This window comes from Rhodococcus sp. F64268 (assembly GCF_023015605.1).
GTDB lineage: Bacteria > Actinomycetota > Actinomycetes > Mycobacteriales > Mycobacteriaceae > Rhodococcus.
In genome coordinates, this window is record NZ_JALKAI010000010.1 from 24,868 (window position 1) to 38,382 (window position 13,515).

Genomic DNA, 13,515 nt, shown 5'->3' on the forward strand with positions numbered 1-13,515 from the left:
GTTCGCGCTACCAGAAGTGCGCACGGGTGGGGTCAGCGCAGTGGCACACCCAGCAGCGCGTCGACGGCGGCGGCGAACAGTCCCGGTGCGGAGGTGTCGTCGCCGCCGCGATCGACCGCGAATTGCGCCCACGCGTCGAGGGCGGCGAGGGCCTTGGGGGTGTCCAGGTCGTCGGCGAGGTGCTGACGCAACCGCGCGACCGTGTCTTCGGCGGACGCCGCGGACGACAACGCCGCTGCCCGGCGCCACAGATCGAGGCGGGACTGCGCGGACGCGAGCACGTCGGCTGTCCACGGCCGGTCGAGCCGGTAATGGCCGGAGAGCAGTCCGAGCCGGATCGCGGCCGGGTCGACGCCTTCGCCGCGCAGCTTCGAGACGAACACGAGGTTGCCGCGCGACTTGGACATCTTCTCGCCGTCGAGGCCGATCATGCCGGTGTGCACGTAGTGCCGCGCGAAGCGGCGGTCGCCGGTGACGGCTTCGGCGTGCGCGGCGGAGAATTCGTGGTGCGGGAAGATCAGGTCGCTGCCGCCGCCTTGGACGTCGAAGCCGGAGCCGATGCGGTTGAGGGCGATCGCGGCGCATTCGATGTGCCAGCCGGGGCGTCCGTCGCCGAACGGGGACGGCCACGACGGTTCGCCGGGACGCCGGGCCCGCCACAGCAGGGCGTCGAGCGGGTTGCGTTTGCCGGGGCGGTCGGGGTCGCCGCCGCGCTCGCCGAAGAACTGCATCATCGTGGCGTGGTCGTAGCCGGATTCGTATCCGAACTGTTCGGTCGCGTCGACACGGAAGTACACGTCGGGGTACTCGGCGTCGTCGACGGTGTAGGCGGCTCCGGATGCCACGAGCTTCTCGACGAGTTCAACGACCTCGCCCACCGACTCCACGGCACCGATGTAGTCGCGTGGCGGCAGGACCCGCAGGGCTTCCATGTCTTCACGGAACAGAGCGGTTTCGCGCATGCCGAGCACAACCCAGTCCTCGCCGTCGCGGTCGGCGCGTTCGAACAACGGGTCGTCGACGTCCGTGACGTTCTGCACGTAGTGGACGTCGTGCCCATTGTCGCGCCAGATGCGGTTGACCAGGTCGAAGGTCAGGTAGGTGGCGGCGTGCCCGAGATGAGTGGCGTCGTACGGGGTGATGCCACACACGTACATGGTGGCCGTCGCGCCGGGGGTGACGGGGCGCACCGCTCGGTCGGCGGTGTCGAACAACCTCAGTGGGGGGCCTTCACCGGGCACGGACGGAATCGCGACATCGGACCAAGACAGCATGAACCCGAGCCTAATGGAGTGGGCGGATCACGCGGCCTTGCCCCTGCTCCGCGGTCGTGCGTCACCGTGGATTCGGTACGGTTCGGTGTCGGCCACGACCACGTGTTCGGCTCTACCGATCTCGAGATTGTGGGAGGTTCCCGTGGCTGGTGGTCTCGTCGCTCTGCTGGACGACGTAGCGGTACTGGCAAAGGCGGCTGCGGCGTCCATCGACGATATCGGTGCAGCGGCCGGTAAGGCGAGCATCAAGGCTGCGGGAGTGGTGGTCGACGACACCGCCGTCACCCCCCGCTATGTGCACGGCTTCTCCCCCGACCGCGAACTGCCGATCATCCGCAAGATCGCAATCGGGTCGATCCGCAACAAGCTGCTGATAATCCTGCCGGTGGCGATGTTGCTGAGTCAGTTCCTTCCGCAGGCACTGCCGTATCTGCTGATCGCCGGTGGTCTGTTCCTGTGCTTCGAGGGCGCTGAGAAGGTCTACGAGGCACTCTTCGGCGGTCACCACGCGAAGGAGGAGGTCCCCGCGGCAGTCCGCGGACCCGAGTTCGAGAAGTCGATGGTGAGCGGCGCGATCCGCACCGACCTGATCCTGTCGGCGGAGATCATGGTGATCTCGCTGTCGTCGGTCGAGAACGAACCGTTCGTGACCCGGCTGCTGGTGCTGATCGTCGTCGCGATCATGATCACCATCCTCGTTTACGGTGTGGTCGCGTTGATAGTGAAGATGGACGACGTGGGCCTGTCGCTCGCTCAACGCACATCGACGTTCAGTCAGCGGGTGGGGCGCGCTCTGGTGGCCGCAATGCCGAAGGTGATGTCGGTGCTCACGGTGGTCGGTATCGCCGCGATGCTGTGGGTCGGTGGGCACATTCTGCTCGTCAACGTCGGTGAGGCCGGGTTCCATTGGCCTGCCGATCGCCTCCATGATCTCGAGCATTGGTTCGGTGAGCTCGTGCACGGTGGGCTCGGCGGTGTCCTGTCGTGGACCGCGGGCACCGTGACGTCCGCGATTGTCGGGCTGATCGTGGGCGCGATCGTCGTGCTGATCGTGCATCTCATTCCGAAGCGGAAGAAGAGCTCCGAGGTCCACTGACCTCGATCAGAAGGCAGGCCAGGGAATGCGTCGCTCCCCGACGGGGCGGGGCATCACGGGCCGCTCGAGCAGTGCGGTGATGCGGTGGTGCAGCGCTGCGGCTTCGTCGTCGGTGATGTGCTCGCACAACATGTCGGCGAAGTCTTCGTCGAACCGGCGGGCCAGCTTGTCGAGGTCGGTGAGCAGCGCCTGCTCGAGGGTGGAGTTCGCCCATCCCCACAGCACGGTCCGGAGTTTGTTCTGAGAATGCAGGCAGATGCCGTGGTCGATGCCGTAGACGGTGCCGTCGACCCCTTCGAGGATGTGTCCACCTTTGCGGTCGGCGTTGTTGAGGACGACGTCGAGCACGGCCATCCGCTGCAGGCGGGGGTCGTCGGCGTGGACGAGCGCCACGTCGCTGCCGTCCATGTCGCGGGCGTGCAGCACGGGCAGCCACCCGTCGGGGACGGCATCGATCGGGCAGATGTCGACGAGGTCGAGCCGCTCTGCGGAGTCGTCGCGGGTGTCGATCCAGCGTTGCACCATGCCGGTCCCGAACGGGCCGTCGCGCAGCACCGTCATGGGGATGACGTCCCAGCCGAGTGCTTCGGAGACGAGGTAGGAGGCGACCTCACGACCGGCGAGGGTGCCGTCCGGGAAATCCCAGAGCGGGCGTTCCCCGCGGACGGGCTTGTAGACGCACCGCACGGTCTGCGAGTCGAGTGTGGCGTCGCAGACGAGCGTGGCGTTGCTGGCGTGCACGATCTGGCCGACGACGGTCAGGTCGCCGTCGGTCAGCACGCCGCGCACGTCGGGAACCGTCACTGCGTCAGCTCTCCTCGTCGAACCACGAGGTCGGATCGAAACCCGGGCTGCGGAGATACCCGTTGGTGCGGACGCAGATGTGGCCCTCGCCGCCGATGGGCTCGCCGCACAGCGGGCATGGGGCGCGTCCAGCGGAGATCACCATCTCGGAACGCGTCGCGAAGCCGCGCGCCTGGATCGGGGTCAGGAACACCCGGACCGCGTCGGGGCCTTCCTCGGTGTCGTCGAGTACGACGGATTCGTCGAGTTCGGTCTCGGTGACGGCGAGCAGTTCGACGACGACGGCTCCGGAGTCTGCGTCCCAGCCCAATCCCATGGTGCCGACCCGGAATTCCGCGTCGATGGGAGTTTCCAGGGGGCTGGTGTCGACGTCGGCGTCGTCGGGCAGCGTGGTGCCGAACCGTCGGTGGACCTCTTCGAGCAGCAGTCCCATCCGGTCGGCGAGGATCTGGACCTGCTGCTTCTCCAGTATCACGCTCACCACCCGGGAGTCGTGTACGGCCTGCAGGTAGAACACCCGGTCGCCGGGTTCACCGACGGTGCCGGCAACGAACCGATCCGGGGTCCGGAAGACGTGTATTGCGCGGGCCATTGCACCTCCTCGAGTTCGTCCACTGTGCCATGTCGGTCACTGTCATTCTCCGCTCCGGGTGCCGTGTCCCTCCCGGGCGTCGTCGGCCTGGGCTTCTTCGCTGCCGCTGCCGGGCACTTCACCTCCGGGAACGGACTTCGGGGCGTCGGCAACCGCAAGACCGGAGAGGTCGCTGCCGGTGTCGTTGACGCGCAACACGAAGGGCCGGGTATCGGTGTAGCGCACGACGCTGATCGATGCGGGCTCGGCGACGATGCGCTGGAAACCGTCGAGATGGGTGGCCAGCGCATCGGCCAGAATTGCCTTGATGACGTCGCCGTGGCTGCATGCGACCCACACAACGTCCTTGCCATGCTGGTGGGCGAGGCGGCGGTCGTGCTCTCGGATCGCTTCGACCGCGCGGGCCTGTACCTGCGCGAGTCCTTCGCCACCGGGAAATATCGCGGCGGACGCGTGCTGTTGCACGACCTTCCACAGCGGCTCGCGGACGAGGTCGCCGAGTTTACGGCCGGTCCACTGCCCGTAGTCGACTTCGGCGAGCCGGTCGTCGATCGTCGGCGTCAGTCCCCGGTCGCTGGCCAGCGGCTGCACGGTCTGTCGGCAGCGCAGCAACGGCGACCGGACGATCTCGGTGATCTCGAGGCCCGTCAATCGGGTGAGGAGGTTCTTGGCCTGCACGTGGCCGACCTCGTCGAGTTCCACCCCGGGGGTGCGACCGGCCAGCATGTGGGAGGTGTTGGCCGTCGACCGTCCGTGGCGCAGCAGGATGACCGTCATGTGATCCAGCCTAGATGTCTCGTGACAACCGAGCGTCCGACGTCCGCTACGTCGCGGCGATCACGCCGGTGCCGAGCAGACCGAACAGCAGCAGGCCGATGATGATGCGGTATCCGACGAACCAGTACATCGAGTGGTTCACCACGAACCTGAGCAGCCAGGCGATCGCCGCGTAGCCGACACCGAACGCGATGAGCGTCGCGACGGCGAGCTGAGCACCGGAGGCCTCGAGCCCCTCGCCGACGGGCTCGAACGCGTCGGGGAGGCTGAACAACCCCGACGCGAGGACGGCCGGGATGGCCAACAGGAACGAGTATCGCGCTGCCGCCTCGCGGGTCAGCCCGAGGAACAGGCCGGCGGAGATCGTGCCACCGGAACGGGACACGCCGGGAATCAGAGCGAGTGCCTGCGCCGAACCCATGATCAGACCGTCCTTGAGGGTGAGCTGCTCGACGGTGCGACGTTGGCGTCCGTAGTACTCGGCGGCGGCGATGACGAACGAGAAGACGATGAGCATGGTCGCGACGAGCCACAGGTTGCGCGCGACCGTGCGGATCTCGTCCTTGAACACCAGACCGAGGATGCCGATGGGAATGGTGCCGAGAATCACATACCAGCCCATCTTGTAATCGTGGTTGTCGCGGTGCTCCTTGTGGAATACACCGCGGAACCATGCGCACAGGATGCGCCAGATGTCGCCGGCGAAGTACAAGAGGACGGCGGCTTCGGTGCCGAGCTGTGTCACGGCGGTGAAGGACGCGCCTGCGTCTGCTCCGAAGAACAATTCGGAGACGATCCGCATGTGACCGGACGAAGAAATCGGCAGGAATTCGGTCAGGCCCTGCACGAGTCCGAGAATGATGGTCTGCAGCCAGGTCATCGATTCGGTCATGCCGCGACTCCGGCGCCGCCGCGGAATGAGGAAGGACGAAGGGTCGAGGTGCCCGCATTCGAAGAGCGCAGATTCCGGTTCACCCGCGAAACAGTACGCGGCGCGGCGGACCATCACTCGTCGTGCATCCGACATTAAGGTGCCAGTCAGGGAACGGCGGTGCATCGATCGGCACGTTCCCTCCGGTCGGGAGGATCACAGGCGGATGGAACACAGAACAGTGGGCTCGAGTGGGCTGCGCGTGTCGCGGCTCGGGCTCGGAACGTTGACGTGGGGGCGCGGTACCGACGGCGACGAAGCGGCGGCCCAGTTGTCGGCGTTCGTCGACGCGGGCGGCACTCTCGTCGATACGTCTCCCGCGTACGGCGACGGGGTCGCGCAGCGCATCCTCGCCGAACTGCTCGACGATGTGGTGCCCCGCGATGAACTGGTGCTCTCGGGCAGTTCCGGGATCGACACCACCAAGCTGGGCGCCGGCCGGGTCGACTGTTCCCGCGGTGGGCTGCTCACGCAGCTCGACCACACGCTCCGCGAGCTGGGCACCGATCATCTCGATATCTGGCAGGTCGCGACCTGGGACCCGCACACACCTATCGACGAGGTCGCTTCGGCTCTCGAGTTCGCGGTGTCCAGTGGCCGTGTCCGGTACGTCGGGGTGCGTGGCTTCCTCGGGTGGCAGCTCGCGACCGCGGCGGCGTGTACCGGACGGCCCGCCCCGCTGGTGAGTACACAGGTCGAGTACTCGCTGCTCGCTCGGGGCGTCGAGGAGGAACTGATTCCCGCAGCTGCGCATCATGGCGTCGGTGTGTTCGCGGCGGTCCCGCTCGCCGGTGGGGTGCTCACGGGCAAGTATCGCTCGGGGACGCCCGCCGACTCGCGGGGCGCCGACGACGTGCACACCGACGAGGTGCAGCGGTACCTGACGAAGTCCGCGGTCCGGGTGGTCGACGCGGTCGCTACCGCCGCGGACGGGCTCGGGACCTCTCCGTTGGCCGTGGCGCTGGCGTGGGTGCGTGATCGCCCGCACGTCGCCTCGGCCCTGGTCGGCGCGCGTGATCTGGCACAGTTGACGGGAGTGCTGGTCGCGGAGGAGCTGGCGTTGCCGCCGGCGATTTCGGCTGCACTCGACGACGTCAGTGCGTGAGCTGGAACCGGCCCTCGCCGGTCCACCTCGCAAAGGTTAGGCTGTCCTGCCAAGAGGTTGATGACGGGCAGCACAGGGAGGTGGGTCGATGACCACGACCGAGGTCGCAGGGTTTTCCGAGCGGATCCGGATCGCGACACAGCAGGCGCATTCGGACACCGAGAACTCGGTCTTCGTCACCGAACTGCTCGACGGGAAGCTCGACGCCTCGGCACATGCCGCGCTGATCGCCCAAACCTGGTTCGTGTACGACGCACTCGAACGGATCGCCCACACCTACACCGACGACCCGATCGTCGGGCCGTTCCTCACCGCCGAACTCCTTCGCACTCCGGCGCTCGAGGCGGACCTGGGATTTCTGCTCGGTGCGCAGTGGCGTGACGGACTCACGCCACTGCCCGCCACCGTCGCATACGTCCAACGGCTCGATCAGGTCGCTGCGTCCTCCCCGGAAGCGTTCCTGGCGCACCACTACCTGCGCTACATGGGCGACCTGTCCGGTGGGCAGATCATCCGCCGCATGCTCGAACGCGCCTACGGCTACGATCGCGACGGGCTGCGCTTCTACATCTTCGACGACATCCCGAAGCCGAAGCCGTTCAAGGACTCCTATCGCGCCAAGCTCGATACCGCTCCCCTCGACGAGGCCCAGCAGCAGAAAGTGATCGACGAGGCCAACCTCGCCTTCGGGCTCAACGGAGCGTTGTTCGCCGACCTGGCCGCCGATCTCGACCGATACCGCGCGCGGGTCTGAACGCTATGTTCCGTTCGACCGCGAAGGTCCTGTCGGCGCTGCTCGTGGCGATCGTCACGCTCGCGCTCGGCAGTTGCAGCACCGAATCCGGTGGAAGTGGGACATCTGTGGCCGGCGCCCGCACCGCGACGGTCGCCGACCCCGATCCCCGACCGATCACCACCGAGCCGTCTCCGACGCTCCCCACGACGGTCCGCAGCTTCGACGGTGTCGATGTCACCGTCACGGACGTGTCGCGGATCGTGGTCGCGGACCGCTCCGGGACCCTCGCCCAGACCGTGTTCTCCCTCGGTCTCGGCGCCAATGTCGTCGGCCGCTCCACCGCGATCTTTCCCGCCGGTGAGCATCTGCCGAACGTCACACCCGGCGGGCACGGCCTCAACACCGAAGCGATTCTGGCGTTGAACCCGACGGTGGTGCTCACCGACACCTCGATCGGTCCGCTGGCAGTGCAGCAGCAGTTGCGCGACACGGGTGTGCCGGTGGTGTTCGTCGATCCGGAACGCAGCCTCGACACCGTGGCGGACGGTATCGAGTCGGTCGCCGCAGCACTCGGCGTCCCCGAGGCGGGCGAGGCATTGGTGCACCGCACCAACGAGGAGATCGCCGCGGCGCAGTCCGCTGTTCCGGCGGAGCACCCCGAATTCACCGTTGCGTTCCTGTATCTGCGTGGCTCGGCGATCAAGATGCTCGGTGGTCCAGGTTCCGGTGCCGATGCATTGATCGAAGCACTCGGCGGACGCGACGCAGGAACCGTGGCCGGTCTCGAATCGCAGTTCATGCCGATCACGAGCGAGGCCATGATTGCGTCGGCACCCGACACGATCCTGATCATGACGCACAGCCTCGAATCCGTCGGTGGGCCGCAAGGCCTGGCCGAGCTTCCCGGGGTCGCGCAAACCCCGGCCGGGAAGAACGGCAGCATTGTCGACATGGATGACGCGGTGCTGCTCAGCTTCGGCCCCGAAACCGGTGAGGTGCTCGCAGCGCTCGTCGAGGCGTTCTATCCCACGGACGCGGCGTGATCGCGCTGCAGGCGGACGGGTACTTGCAGTGAGTGAGGTCGGCGAAACCACCGGACTGCCCGCCGAAGCGCTCCGCAAGGCCGGACCCACCCGCACCACCGCGGTGTTCGCCGGACTCGTCGTCGCGCTGGTAGCGCTCGCGATCGTGTCGGCGTGTCTCGGTCAGGTGCCCACCAGCCCGGCCGAGGTGGTGGGCAGCGTGCTGCACCGACTCGGTCTCGATCTCGGGCCGATGCCCGCACATCCGGCCGGTGACGTCACGCTGTGGGAGGTGCGGTTTCCGCGGGTGGTGCTGGCCATACTCGTCGGCGCCGCACTGGGCTGCTCCGGCGCGCTGCTACAGGGCATCTTCGCGAACCCCCTCGCTGAACCCGGCGTGATCGGGGTGTCGTCGGGTGCCGCCGTGGGGGCCTCCGCCGTGATCGTGCTCGGCGGCGCCTTCTCGTCGGGGTGGTCATTGGCGTGGGCCGCGTTGCTGTCCGGTCTGGTCACCACGTACCTGGTGTACGCGATGTCGAGATCGGGAGGACGAACCGAAGTCGTCACCGTGATCCTCACCGGTGTCGCCGTCAACGCCATGGCCGGCGGCCTGATTGCGTTCTTCACCTTCGTCGCGAATCCCGCGGCCCGCGATCAGATCGTGTTCTGGCAGTTGGGCAGTCTCGGGGGCGCCACGTGGGACATCGTGTCGGTGGTCGCTCCGCTCACCGCGGCCGGGGTCGCGGTGGCGATCGTGCTCGCGCCCAAACTCGATGTGCTCGCGCTCGGTGAGAGCGTGGCTCGCCATCTCGGGGTGGACGTCGAGCGGGTCCGGCAGGTGGCGATCGTCGCGGTCGCGGTGTTGGTCAGTGCGGCGGTGGCATTCACCGGCATCATCATGTTCGTCGGCCTCGTCGTACCTCATCTGATGCGCCTGGCACTCGGCCCCGCCCACCGGGTCCTCATGTTCGCCAGCGTCCTAGGCGGCGCGGTGGTGCTCTTGGCAGCCGATCTCGGTGCCCGCACTCTGGTACCCAATGCCGACCTTCCGCTCGGCATGCTCACCGCACTGATCGGCGGGCCGGTGTTCTTCCTGATGCTGCGCCGCACCCGGGCCAAGCAGGGTGGGTGGGCGTGAGCCGGATCGCGTTCTCCTCTCCTGGCGCCTCGATACTCGGCCGGTTGCGTGGCCGCCGCGATCTACCCGAGCGATCCGCGCCCGGTTCCGTGACGCTGCGCGGCAGCGGGGTCCGGGTGCAGCGTGGTGAGCGTGCGATCCTGCACGGCATCGACTTCGAGGTCCGCGTCGGCGAGGTGGTCGCGCTGGTCGGCCCCAATGGCGCGGGTAAGTCGACGCTGCTCGCCGCGCTGACCGGCGACCATCCGCTCAGCGGCGGGCACGTCGAGGTCGACGGACGGGATCTCGACGGGTGGACTCCCCTCGCGTTGGCGTGGCGACGCGCCGTGCTGCCTCAGCAACACACCGTCGGTTTTCCGTTCACGGCACGGCAGGTGGTGCAGATGGGCCGAGCCGCGTGGGCTCGTACGGACCGCCGGGATGCCGACGCCGAACTCGTCGATGCCGCGTTCGCGACCTGCGACGTGGCGCATCTCGCCGATCGCCCGTTTCCCGCCTTGTCCGGTGGTGAACGGGCCCGGGTCGCGTTGGCGCGGGTGCTCGCCCAGGACACCCAGACGCTACTGCTGGACGAGCCGACCGCGGCACTCGACATCGGGCATCAGGAAACGATCATGCAGGTGGTGCGGTCCCGCGCCGATCACGGCCACGCGGTAGTGGTGGTGCTGCACGACCTCGGCCTCGCCGCGGCGTACGCCGACCGCATCTGTGTGCTGGAGAAGGGCCTTCTCGTTGCTGACGGCAGCCCCGGCGCGGTGCTCACCGAGGAACTGCTCAGCCGCGTCTACGACTATCCGGTGCGGGTCAGCGCTCACCCGGAGACCGGGACTCCGCTCGTGTTGCCGCATCGGGACCGGTCTGCACCCACGCTGTGAGCGCCGCGTCACACCTGGGGTGACCGGCAGGAGGCGCCTGCACTCATGGGATGGCGATCGGGAACACTGGATGGCGGCGCTGCCGTCCAGGGCACTGCCACAGTCACAGCACGACAGCGAGGAGCGACGACGATGGGTGGACCGGTGATGCGCAGCGCCGCGGTGGTGATCGGGCTCGCGGTGACTCTCGTCGCCGGATGTTCCTCGTCCGACGAGGCAGCCGAATCGGTACCGACCCGTGAACCGGCCACCGCCGCAGCGGCACCGGAAGTGAGCAGCACCCCCGCCGGGACCGTCACTCCCCTCGCGGAGTCGGTCGAGGCGATGGTCATCGCCCCCGGCACCAGCGTCGTCGCCGCTCTTGTCGACGACGGTCGGAAGATACTGCTGATCGACGACGCGGGCGCAGCCCCCCGTGAGGTCACGCTGCCCGCGGCCGCGGCGACGGTCTCCCAGGGCCCCGAGAGCAGCGTGCTGGCTCCCGCCGCAGGCGCGGTCTCACAGATCGACGCCGGCACCGGAACGGTCACCGAAGTGCCGGTCGACGGGGAAGCGCGCTCGGCTGCCGTCCTTCCCGACGGTCGCTGGGCGGTCGGAACCGCGGATGGCACTGTGCTCGTCGTCGACCCCGAGACCGGTGAGGTGGACTCGACGATCGGCGGGCTCGTCTCCGTCGACGCACTCACGGTCGCCGGTGGCACGGTTGCCGCGCTGGACCGTCACCAGACGTCCATCACCGAACTCGACCTCGAGGATTCGGATCTGCGCGTCGCATTGCGCGCAGGCGAGGGCGCGACCGAGATGACCAGCGACCCGTTCGGCCGCGTCATGGTCACCGACACCGACGGCGACGAACTGTTGGTCTATACCCTCGATTCGCTGGTCCTGCGGCAGCGGTATCCGGCAGGACCGGCGCCGTACGCGCTGGCCTACGACGAGAAGCGCGACCTGGTGTGGGTCACCCTGACCGGTAGCAACGAGGTCGTGGGCTACGATCTGTCGACCGGTATCCCGAGGGAACGCCACCGCTTCTCGACGGTGCAGCAACCCAACTCGCTCGCCGTCGATCCGGCAGATGCAGCACTGGTGGTGGCATCGGCGACCGGCGACGGACTGCAGAGGATCCCGGTCGAAGGGTAGTGATGGCAAGCGAGAATGCGAGCCGGTTCACCCGCCTCCCTGTGGGGTGGGACACCAGCAACGACGAGTACGACTACGTGCCGCTGAAGCTTCCGAAGGAAGTCTCGCGGATCAGTGCGTCGCTGCGGCTCGCGATCTCGGCCGAATTCCACGGCTGGGAGCTGACCCGGCTGCGGTTGTATCCCGACGGCAGCCGCCGGGTGTTGCTGCGGCGACGCAAGACCGGCCATCACGTCCCCGAACCCACCGTCCGCTGATCGTCTCCGGGCCTCCGCGCCCCTGTGCAGGGAGTTGTTCGTGTACCGCTTGCTTCTTCGCGTGATGTTCCTGGTGCCGCCGGAACGAATCCACCATGTGGTGTTCTTCGTGCTGCGCCTGATCACCGGCTTCGGGCCGACCCGCGCGCTCGCGTCGAAGATCCTCTCCGTCGACGATCCGGTGTTGGACAACACCGTGTTCGGTGTGCGGTTCCCGAATCCCGTGGGTATGGCAGCAGGTTTCGACAAGGATGCCAAGGGCGTCGATGCGTGGGGCCCGCTCGGATTCGGCTTCGCAGAAATCGGGACGGTCACGGCGCAGGCACAACCCGGCAATCCGGCACCGCGCCTGTTCCGGCTGCCGGAGGACCGCGCGCTGGTCAACCGGATGGGGTTCAACAACCACGGTGCCGGTGAAGCCGCGAATCATCTGCGGCAGCGCCGCCGGACGGTGCCGATCGGCGCGAACATCGGCAAGACGAAGATCGTGCCCGCCGAGCAGGCCGCCGAGGACTACACCGCAAGCGCGCAACTGCTCGGCCCCCTCGCCGACTTCATAGTGGTCAACGTGTCGTCCCCGAACACCCCGGGTCTGCGGGATCTGCAGGCCGTCGAGTCCCTGCGGCCGCTGCTGCAGGCGGTTCTCGACACTGTGACAGTGCCCGTGCTCGTGAAGATCGCCCCGGACCTGTCCGACGAGGACATCGACGCGGTGGCCGATCTCGCCGTCGAGTTGAAGCTCGCCGGGATCGTCGCCACCAACACCACCATCCGCCGCGACGGATTGCATACGGACACCGCCCGAATCGAGGAGATCGGCGCCGGTGGCCTGTCGGGCGCTCCCGTGGCAGCACGATCGCTCGAGGTGCTGCGCCGGTTGTACCAGCGTGTGGGAGATCGTCTGACCCTGGTGTCGGTCGGAGGGATCGAGACACCGGAGCAGGCCTGGGAACGCATCCTGGCCGGCGCGTCGCTGGTGCAGGGCTACACCGGGTTCATCTACGGCGGCGCGTTCTGGACGCGCCGACTCAACAAGGGACTTGCTCGCAAGCTGCGGGCCTCCGGCTACGCCTCGATCGCGGATGCGGTCGGCGCTGGTCGCTGAGACCGCCGCTCCGCCCCACCGGCCGCCAGACCGGCCGAAGGTGACGTTCGGGCACGTGAAGTGCACGAATGTCACCTTCGGTCAGAGCGATCTTGCTACTTCACCTCGTAGGTACCGGTCAGCAGGCCGCGCGCGATGGCGTGCCCGAATACGTTGAAGCCGAGGAACGCCGGGCTGGCCTCCGGGCCGACTCCTTCGAGTGTGTCGACATCGAGGGCGTGCACGGCGACGATGTACCGATGGTGGCCGTGACCGGCCGGCGGGGCGGCTCCGATGAATCCGAATGCGCCGCCGTCGTGGCGCAACTGCACGGCCCCGGTCGGCAGAGCAGCAGAATCCGCACTACCTGCACCGGAGGGCAGCTCGGTGACGTCGGCCGGGATGTTTGCCACAGCCCAGTGCCAGAACCCGGACGCGGTAGGCGCGTCGGGGTCGAACACGGTCACGACGAAGCTCTTCGTCTCGGCGGGGAATCCCGACCACGACAGCTGTGGCGAGACGTCGCCGCCGCCGGGGATTCCGAACGCGCCGCTGGCCTGCGGAAGCTTCCACTGTCCGCCTTCGGCGAAGTCCTCGCTGGTCACCTGGAAGGTGGGCAGCTCGGGCAGGAACTTGTACGGGTCGTAGTCGAAGGCCATACCGGTCCTTTCGGGTTGTGTTCGG

15 protein-coding genes are annotated in these 13,515 nt (G+C 67.8%); 9 read left to right on the plus strand and 6 right to left on the minus strand.

Features of this window, described 5'->3' with window-relative positions; all coding sequences use genetic code 11:
* Nucleotides 1–32: 32 nt before the first annotated feature.
* Complete coding sequence (gene mshC / locus MWU77_RS20260; protein WP_169690506.1) at nucleotides 33–1,274, minus strand: cysteine--1-D-myo-inosityl 2-amino-2-deoxy-alpha-D-glucopyranoside ligase; 1,242 nt, start codon at nucleotides 1,272–1,274, stop codon at nucleotides 33–35.
* 142 nt (nucleotides 1,275–1,416) lie between these two features.
* On the opposite strand from mshC, the gene MWU77_RS20265 reads away from it, so the two are divergent.
* Nucleotides 1,417–2,370: a DUF808 domain-containing protein gene (locus tag MWU77_RS20265; RefSeq protein ID WP_247274620.1), complete on the plus strand. Its 954-nt coding sequence runs from the start codon at nucleotides 1,417–1,419 to the stop codon at nucleotides 2,368–2,370.
* A 6-nt stretch (nucleotides 2,371–2,376) separates the two neighbouring features.
* On the opposite strand, the gene MWU77_RS20270 is transcribed toward MWU77_RS20265, so the two are convergent.
* The 4 genes from MWU77_RS20270 to MWU77_RS20285 are packed head-to-tail and all read right to left on the minus strand — an operon-like array spanning nucleotide 2,377 to nucleotide 5,435.
* A complete protein-coding gene (locus tag MWU77_RS20270) occupies nucleotides 2,377–3,174 on the minus strand; it encodes an SCO1664 family protein (protein ID WP_169690507.1) in 798 nt (265 codons plus the stop codon).
* 4 nt (nucleotides 3,175–3,178) lie between these two features.
* On the minus strand, nucleotides 3,179–3,766 hold the full coding sequence (locus MWU77_RS20275; RefSeq protein WP_169690508.1) for a DUF3090 domain-containing protein: 588 nt from the start codon (nucleotides 3,764–3,766) through the stop codon (nucleotides 3,179–3,181).
* A 42-nt stretch (nucleotides 3,767–3,808) separates the two neighbouring features.
* Nucleotides 3,809–4,543: a histidine phosphatase family protein gene (locus tag MWU77_RS20280; RefSeq protein WP_169690509.1), complete on the minus strand. Its 735-nt coding sequence runs from the start codon at nucleotides 4,541–4,543 to the stop codon at nucleotides 3,809–3,811.
* 46 nt (nucleotides 4,544–4,589) lie between these two features.
* The gene (locus MWU77_RS20285; RefSeq protein ID WP_169690510.1) at nucleotides 4,590–5,435 is read right to left on the minus strand and encodes an undecaprenyl-diphosphate phosphatase; all 846 of its coding nucleotides are present in this window, start codon (nucleotides 5,433–5,435) and stop codon (nucleotides 4,590–4,592) included.
* Between the two features lie 205 nt (nucleotides 5,436–5,640).
* On the opposite strand from MWU77_RS20285, the gene MWU77_RS20290 reads away from it, so the two are divergent.
* The 8 genes from MWU77_RS20290 to MWU77_RS20325 all read left to right on the plus strand — a co-directional run bounded on the left by MWU77_RS20290 (nucleotide 5,641) and on the right by MWU77_RS20325 (nucleotide 12,852).
* Nucleotides 5,641–6,579: an aldo/keto reductase gene (locus tag MWU77_RS20290; RefSeq protein ID WP_169690511.1), complete on the plus strand. Its 939-nt coding sequence runs from the start codon at nucleotides 5,641–5,643 to the stop codon at nucleotides 6,577–6,579.
* Between the two features lie 88 nt (nucleotides 6,580–6,667).
* Nucleotides 6,668–7,333 carry a heme oxygenase (biliverdin-producing) gene (locus MWU77_RS20295; RefSeq protein ID WP_169690512.1) on the plus strand — a complete coding sequence of 222 codons (666 nt, stop codon included), beginning with the start codon at nucleotides 6,668–6,670 and terminating at the stop codon, nucleotides 7,331–7,333.
* Nucleotides 7,334–7,338: 5 nt separating this feature from the next.
* Nucleotides 7,339–8,358 (plus strand): hemin ABC transporter substrate-binding protein, encoded by a 1,020-nt coding sequence (locus MWU77_RS20300; RefSeq protein ID WP_169690513.1) that lies wholly within the window; start codon nucleotides 7,339–7,341, stop codon nucleotides 8,356–8,358.
* A gap of 55 nt (nucleotides 8,359–8,413) precedes the next feature.
* Entirely contained in the window at nucleotides 8,414–9,475 is a 1,062-nt protein-coding gene (locus MWU77_RS20305; protein WP_240960051.1) for an iron ABC transporter permease, read from the plus strand.
* A 5-nt stretch (nucleotides 9,476–9,480) separates the two neighbouring features.
* Nucleotides 9,481–10,350: a heme ABC transporter ATP-binding protein gene (locus MWU77_RS20310; protein ID WP_374229941.1), complete on the plus strand. Its 870-nt coding sequence runs from the start codon at nucleotides 9,481–9,483 to the stop codon at nucleotides 10,348–10,350.
* Between the two features lie 132 nt (nucleotides 10,351–10,482).
* Nucleotides 10,483–11,490, plus strand: a complete 1,008-nt coding sequence (locus MWU77_RS20315) for a hypothetical protein (RefSeq protein WP_169690515.1) — start codon at nucleotides 10,483–10,485, stop codon at nucleotides 11,488–11,490.
* A 2-nt stretch (nucleotides 11,491–11,492) separates the two neighbouring features.
* On the plus strand, nucleotides 11,493–11,747 hold the full coding sequence (locus tag MWU77_RS20320; RefSeq protein ID WP_169690516.1) for a DUF5703 family protein: 255 nt from the start codon (nucleotides 11,493–11,495) through the stop codon (nucleotides 11,745–11,747).
* A 40-nt stretch (nucleotides 11,748–11,787) separates the two neighbouring features.
* The gene (locus MWU77_RS20325) at nucleotides 11,788–12,852 is read left to right on the plus strand and encodes a quinone-dependent dihydroorotate dehydrogenase (protein WP_247274621.1); all 1,065 of its coding nucleotides are present in this window, start codon (nucleotides 11,788–11,790) and stop codon (nucleotides 12,850–12,852) included.
* A gap of 95 nt (nucleotides 12,853–12,947) precedes the next feature.
* Here MWU77_RS20325 and MWU77_RS20330 read toward each other — a convergent pair whose 3' ends face one another.
* Entirely contained in the window at nucleotides 12,948–13,490 is a 543-nt protein-coding gene (locus MWU77_RS20330) for a YbhB/YbcL family Raf kinase inhibitor-like protein (RefSeq protein WP_247274622.1), read from the minus strand.
* Between the last annotated feature and the right edge of the window lie 25 nt (nucleotides 13,491–13,515).